Origin of the sequence: Aquiflexum sp., assembly GCF_041751335.1 — a bacterium.
Classification (GTDB): domain Bacteria; phylum Bacteroidota; class Bacteroidia; order Cytophagales; family Cyclobacteriaceae; genus Aquiflexum.
In genome coordinates this window covers 1-6,573 of sequence record NZ_JBGSXS010000364.1, presented here as the reverse complement: position 1 = coordinate 6,573, position 6,573 = coordinate 1, and the positions used below count along the sequence as shown (strand labels likewise).

Annotated in this window: 5 protein-coding genes and 1 pseudogene; 3 read left to right on the top strand and 3 right to left on the bottom strand. The window is 40.4% G+C overall.

The features are described from left to right. The first annotated feature begins 113 nt into the window (after positions 1-113). The 3 genes from ACEW8U_RS19810 (at position 114) to ACEW8U_RS19800 (ending at position 3,846) form a co-directional block, all read left to right on the top strand. Positions 114-410: a DUF3784 domain-containing protein gene (locus ACEW8U_RS19810; protein WP_373523792.1), complete on the top strand. Its 297-nt coding sequence runs from the start codon at positions 114-116 to the stop codon at positions 408-410. A 381-nt stretch (positions 411-791) separates the two neighbouring features. Continuing rightward, a complete protein-coding gene (locus tag ACEW8U_RS19805; protein WP_373523791.1) occupies positions 792-1,307 on the top strand; it encodes a hypothetical protein in 516 nt (171 codons plus the stop codon). Positions 1,308-1,335: 28 nt separating this feature from the next. Then, entirely contained in the window at positions 1,336-3,846 is a 2,511-nt protein-coding gene (locus ACEW8U_RS19800) for a S8 family serine peptidase (RefSeq protein ID WP_373523790.1), read from the top strand. A 418-nt stretch (positions 3,847-4,264) separates the two neighbouring features. Here the strand turns inward: ACEW8U_RS19800 and ACEW8U_RS19795 are convergent, their stop codons facing one another. The 3 genes and pseudogenes from ACEW8U_RS19795 to ACEW8U_RS19785 all read right to left on the bottom strand — a co-directional run. Continuing rightward, positions 4,265-4,480, bottom strand: coding sequence for a hypothetical protein (locus tag ACEW8U_RS19795; protein WP_373523789.1), 216 nt, complete (start codon positions 4,478-4,480; stop codon positions 4,265-4,267). A gap of 127 nt (positions 4,481-4,607) precedes the next feature. Then, the gene (locus ACEW8U_RS19790) at positions 4,608-5,927 is read right to left on the bottom strand and encodes an FGGY-family carbohydrate kinase (protein ID WP_373523788.1); all 1,320 of its coding nucleotides are present in this window, start codon (positions 5,925-5,927) and stop codon (positions 4,608-4,610) included. A 1-nt stretch (position 5,928) separates the two neighbouring features. Then, positions 5,929-6,573 (bottom strand): annotated as a pseudogene (locus ACEW8U_RS19785) (sugar isomerase); the annotation flags it as partial.

Here is a 6,573-nt window from a genome sequence, read left to right as displayed (position 1 = left end):
AAATAGCAACTTATTCTACGCCCCTACTTTTTATTATCAAACTAAGTCCCTTGTCAAACAAACTTTTACAGTTATATTTCAAGTATAGTTTTCAACATCCAATAACTACAATCATGAAGAACATCTACGTTGCATTGATTTTTTTAGCGGTCGGTATTTTAGTCAAACTTTTCCCGAATTTAATTGCAGGTTATAGTACCCTGTCCCAGAAAGAAAAAGAAAATGTGAAGGCTAATGGCTTTCCTACCTTTATGATGGTAGGATTTTTTATCCTGGGGGCTGTCATATTAGCAGGTCATTTTATAGCCATTTGGCTGGGTAAACCATCTTTAAACAGCAATTTAGGCCTTTTTGTGACTTTGATCGGTGCGGTGGTTTTTATAGTTGCCGGACAATGGTTTAGAAGATGATTCCGTCATTCAAGATAATAATATCTCAATATCAATCAGTATCCCGGCCCAATATTTCTATTTTGTATCCACCATTTTTCTACTTTATCCCGACTCGCTACGCTCTCGGGATCTCTGGTAAGATTATCAAAATTGCACTCAAAATATTTTCCAGAAACCAGAAAAAAGTTTTTAATTCTGATAAACACATTGTTTACTTATAGATTAGTTTGATTATGGGGGGGGGTAAACGAAGGTTTTAGAATGTTGTTTGTTTTTTGGGTATCGGGAAAGTACAATTTTATCTAAAGTGTTGAGGTCAAACACGTTGTGGATTTGTGATATCCGAATATTTTATTTAGAATTATATGGTTAAAAATCAGTACTTTATTTTTATCATCTATGAAAAATATAATTCAAATTGTAAAAAAGATCCACCATCGTTTCTTGAAATACGTGTTTATCGGATTGGTTTTTTTGATGCCGCAGTCCTGTATAGAAAAAGAAGACTTTGAAACATTTGAAATGGAAGGGTTTATTGTAGGTTTTGACCCCTGTACCGTCAGATCAAAGATCGGCTACGTGATCATTTCCAAAGATTTTGTTGATACTGTTACCACCTACAGTTTGTCTCCGTCGGAAAATAGAATGCCTGCTCCTGTCGGGCTTGACCCCAATAGGCCACTTTATACCATACCGGAAAAAGAATTCAGGTATTATAGAAGTTCAGCCTACTTTCCGGAATTCTTGTATTATCCGGATTCTTTGATAATTAATTATCCTGTCAGAATAGCTTACAGAAAAGCATTAGAGGAAGAAAGAGTAGTAAATTTCTGCTCTACTGACATCAATATAAGTGATTTTTGGAGGCAATGGGGAAATAATCAAGTTATAGTTATTAGGGATCAGAAAAAGTAAAATTGAATACACACAAAAATTAAGTTTTATGAAGACGCTAATTTATCTACTAATTTTAGGCTTCTTGTCTTTGGTTTTTTCAACCAATTACAATAGAGAAATTTTGGATAGTTTTTACTATGCCTATGATGAAAAGGTTTTCTTGACAGAGTTGGAAGATAAAATCATTATCCAATTTAAAACAAACCAAAATTCTGACAACAAATTTCTGGTATCTCAATTTCCCATTATTAAGGAAAAAGACATCTCCTGGAGAGATGACAGCACCGTTGTTTTAAAAATCCAAACCTCAGAAAGGCTAAATCTCCAAGAGGAATTACGTAAAAGTAAAGACGTATTGTTGACCAATTCTATGTACATTTCCCAAAGGGGATCTGAATTGGGGTTTACAGACAGATTTATAATTTCATTGAAAAATAATGTTTCCAAAAGAGATTTGGAAAAATTAAATGCTGAACATAAAGTGGAAATCCATAAAACTACAGAGTACTATTTCGTACTTAAGGTTCCTCCAGGTGAAGATGCGTTGTCGATGGCTAATAAGTATTTTGAAAGCGGGTTAACAATATACAGCCATCCTGATTTCTATGTAGATTTTGTTATGCATCAATCTGCCAATGACCCCTACTTCAACAACCAATTTTATCTTCATAATACGGGTCAAATTATTGCAGATGGCCGCACAGGCATTGAAGATGCAGATATTGATGCCCCCGAGGCTTGGACTGTAACTACTGGCAGTCAAAATATCATTGTTGCAGTCCTTGACGATGGAGTTACTTCGAACCACGTAGATCTTCCCAATACCAGGCAGGTCAGATTGAACGGCAGTAATTTTGCAGATGGGAATGCAAATAATCCCTCACCAACAGGAAATATGAACCATGGCAATTCCTGTGCAGGCATAATTGGAGCCACACGCAACAATAACGTTGGCATATCCGGAGTAGCTCCTGGAGTAAGAATAATGCCAATAAGAATACAAAACTCCGATGAAAGTTTTGCCCCCACATCGAGTATTGCTAACGCTTTTGATTTTGCACGTAATAATGGGGCACATATTATGTCTAACAGTTGGGGAACTCGTTTTGAAGAAAGTCCAAACTTTATCCCCTCTATTAGGGAAGCTATATTTAGAGCAACCACACAAGGAAGAGGAGGATTGGGTTCTATCGTTGTTTTTGCAGCTGGTAATTCGGCACACCATGCTGCTCCTGTTCCAAATCCAGGATTTGTTTCATTCCCTGCCAATGTTACTGTTCCCGGAGTTTTAACAGTCGGCGCTTCTGATAGGGATGACTTTCAGGCCAATTATAGTCCGACCAGTGACCCTGGTTCTCCGAACAACCAAATAATAGATATAGTCGCTCCATCTCATAGGGCTTATTCCGACCAGATTCCAAATGAAACATTTGAGGTTTACACCATAGATATTCCTGGAACACCGGGATACAACCCTGTTAAAAGTACAGATGGAGGACCATTGCCGGTTGTTGGTTCGGTATTACCCAATACAGGCCCTCAGCCTCATGATTTTACGGCTAGGTTTGGTGGAACCTCAGCCGCATGCCCACAGGTTGCGGCAGCGGCTGCTTTGATCCTTTCGATCCGGCCGGGGCTAACCCAGATGGAGGTATTCAATATTCTTACCCAGACCGCAGATGAGGTGGAAGGATATGTGTATACCAACGGTAGAAGCAATGAACTGGGCTTTGGCAGACTAAATGTGTGCAGGGCCCTTTCCGGGGCGGTTAATATTCACGGCAATTCCCTTATCTGCACAACAGGTGGATTTTCTGCTGGCACTTTACCTACTGGATCCACCGTTTCCTGGGTATCTTCCAATCCCTCAGGACTTACTATCAACAGTTCCACTGGTTCCGCAACCCGGGTCAACAATTACAATGGGCCCATTACGGTCACAGCCAATATCATCAATGGATGTGGGACAGCTTCGTCTTCTCGTATGGTATGGGTCGGCACTCCCCACATTACCAATATGCGGGTCAACAACCAGCCTGTTTTTCCAAGTCAGTCTGTATCCCTTTGTCCGGGCAACCATTGGCTTAACGTTACTCCTGTCGGTGGAAATGCAGGAACTGCTACATGGACCGTACCACCCAGTGTCCCCCATTGGATCGGGAACAATACCATGGATTTTACTTTTGAACCGAATGTGTCATCTATTGCCATATCCACAAGATCATCCAATTCCTGCGGACAAGGTGCAAACTATAATTTCTTCCTGACAAGGCAGGGTTGGAACTGTCCAAGTTCATTCGCAGTGGTTGCTTATCCAAATCCAACGAACCACATTTTGAATATTGAAATGATGCCGGTAACAGCGGAGGCATCCAAAGATGATGCCCCCCATATTGAGTCCGCAATTTTACTGAACTCAGATGGTAAGGAAGTTTCTAAAAGCTACAGGGAGGGATCAAAAATTGTATTCGATGTCAGTCACCTGAAAAAGGGAGTTTATTTCATCCATGTTACCGTAGATGGAGAACTGATAAGGGAGCAAATTTTGATTGAGTAAAGAGAATCTAATCTAAAATATTGGGGGAGGGTTTTTAAGCTTTCCCCCTTTTTATTTCATTGTGGGATAATTTTCTTTAAAAAACTTCTTTACTAAGCTGAAAGTTGTTCCAACAAAAGTTTAATATATGCGTCAGTTATTGACTCCTGTTTGGATTTATCATAAATGGATAAAAGGAATACAGTATTTTCTATTACTGCAATATGGGTAATTACCCTCCCACCACCTGATTTGCCTTTTCCTTTGCTCTTGATGGAAATTTCAATCTTAAAACAATTTTTAGAAATTCGGACTCCTTGATTAGGGTTAGTTTAAAGGCTTTCAACTAAATTTAAGAACTCGTCTTTTAAGGAGGGATATTTCTTCAATAGCTTCTTGAGTTCTTTCTCAAATTCCGGTATGGCTTTAACTTGGTAAGTCATATTTCACGCCATAAATCCCTGGCATTTTTTGCTTCCAATTTCCCCGATTTCACTTCTAACATTTCTTTATAGCCACGAGCGATACTCTCGGCAATCTTTTTGGAATCTGAAATATCTTCCAATGTTTTGAATTTAACTTTAAGTGCTTTTAAAATAGTCTTAACAGTTTTTGATTGCTCTTTATCAAGCTTTTCTATCAATATATTTTCCATTTACCAAAGATAAGATGATTCCATGTTTCAAAATAGTGTCCCGTTCCAATATTTCTATTTTATATCCACCATATTTCTACTTTACCCCGAATCGCTACGCTCTCGGGATCTTCGCTTCGTTCCGATTTCAATTCACCAAAATCCCCGCCCCCAACGCCGTCCCCAGAGCAAAATCAGTTGTTTCAATACACAGTCCAGGTAATTTATCCCTTAGAATTTCCACAAAAATGGGATTGGCATTGAAGCCGCCATCGATAAAGAGTTTTTTAACTTTAGTATCCTTTAAGACGAGGTTTAGGGAAGCCACTTGCAGTTCCGTAAGTTCATGGATAAAACTGTAGTAGGCATCTTCAAAATCGGTAAAACCATTCCAGTCGGTTTCATTGGCTTGTGGAATGCCATAGGCCTCAGGTTTTAAGTATTCAAATTTGAAATGTTTTTGGATTTGGGCTTTTGCCTTTTCGTATCGGTGCTTTTCGAATGGCATTTGCTTGTAGTAGCCTTTTTCAAGATTGAAATGGGCATAGAGTTTTTCTATCTGCACCTTATGCTCTTCACCGATAAAAAGTCGGCTGATTTTGATAGGGCTGCCTTCCTTGTTCAGAAAATGCAGACAGTCTTGCCGGAGTTCCTCCGTAGTCAGGGCAGAAGAGTTGAAAGGGTTGATGCTGATCGCCCAGGTCCCTGTAGATAACAGGGCAAAAGGTTGGTCGTTGCTTTGAAGGTAAGGTAATAAAGCGGCAGAAGAGTCATGCACACCGACTCCAATACGCATGCTATGCTTGTCAAAGGTCTTTGCGAAACTGGTGGTGGTATCCACGACCTCAGGAAGAATTTGGTCAATTCCTTCTTTATTGACCCAATCATGATAGGTACCTTTGCCAAAGTCCCAAAGCCCAGTATGGCAACCTATGCTCGTATATTCGGAAACTGCTTTTCCCGTAAATAAATAAGAGAGGTATTGGGGCAAGTGTAAGCTTCGGTGGATTTTCTTGAAGATGTCAGGTTTGGCATATTTGAGCCAATAAAGTTGCAGGCCTGAATTCAACATGGCCAAAGCAGGGGAGGAGGTTTCCCGGCTGAATTTTTCCTCGGGACCGTATTTAGAATAAAACTGAATGAGAATTTTTTCAGGATAGGCTTTCAGGTAATTGTACAATGGTGCCACAGGATTGCCCAAGTGGTCAATATGCACAAAAGAAGCACCGTAAGTGGTGAAATTGAGTTTGGTGATCTGAAACCCAGGTAAGGCCAAGGCCTCTTTAAGGGTCTTTTTCACCCATTTGGTCAATGCTGCAATGGACTCACAAGCTTCACCATCCTCATCCTCCATAAAGTCAAGCCTATGGTAGACTTTATAAACCTCCGTGAAGTACTGGTCAAACAAAAAGAATTTTTTGTTCGTCCTTCCGATGTCGAATATGGCAGTTACCTTGATGGGCTCCATGTTATAGTCCGCTGGCTTTACTGTCCTTCCCTCTTTCTTTGATCAGGGTTTCTCTTACCTTCAAATCCCTGTAGGATTGGATAGGGGAAATTGCGCCTCCGCTTTGGCGGATGGATTCCCTTACCAAGGGCCTTAGGTCAGTCCGAAAAGCATCTTGTAATATTTCCTGCCCTTGCCCTACATCTTGGCCATCTTGTGCTGCCGCCAGAGATTTTCGATCCACTACCAAAGCCTGTGCATAAGCAAGCTTAATGGCCTCTACTGACTGCAATAGGTCCTCCATTGGATCTTTCAAATTATGACTGGCATCGATCATCCACGCTGGGGAAGGATTGGATGTCTCTTCAAAACCCGTCACCAGTTCGTTGAAAATCAAAAAGAGCTGATAAGGCTTGATGCTACCCACGGTCAGGTCATCATCTCCATATTTGGAGTCGTTGAAGTGGAATCCACCCAGTTTGCTTTCCGTCATCAGGGTAGCCACGATCTGCTCAATATTGGTATTGGGAAGATGATGGCCAAAATCGACCAATGTGTAGGCCTTATCTCCCAGTTTGTTGGCCAAAAGAAAAGAAGTGCCCCAATCGGAAATCACAGTGCTGTAAAAATAAGGTTCGTAAGGTTTGTACTCAACAAGTAATTTCCA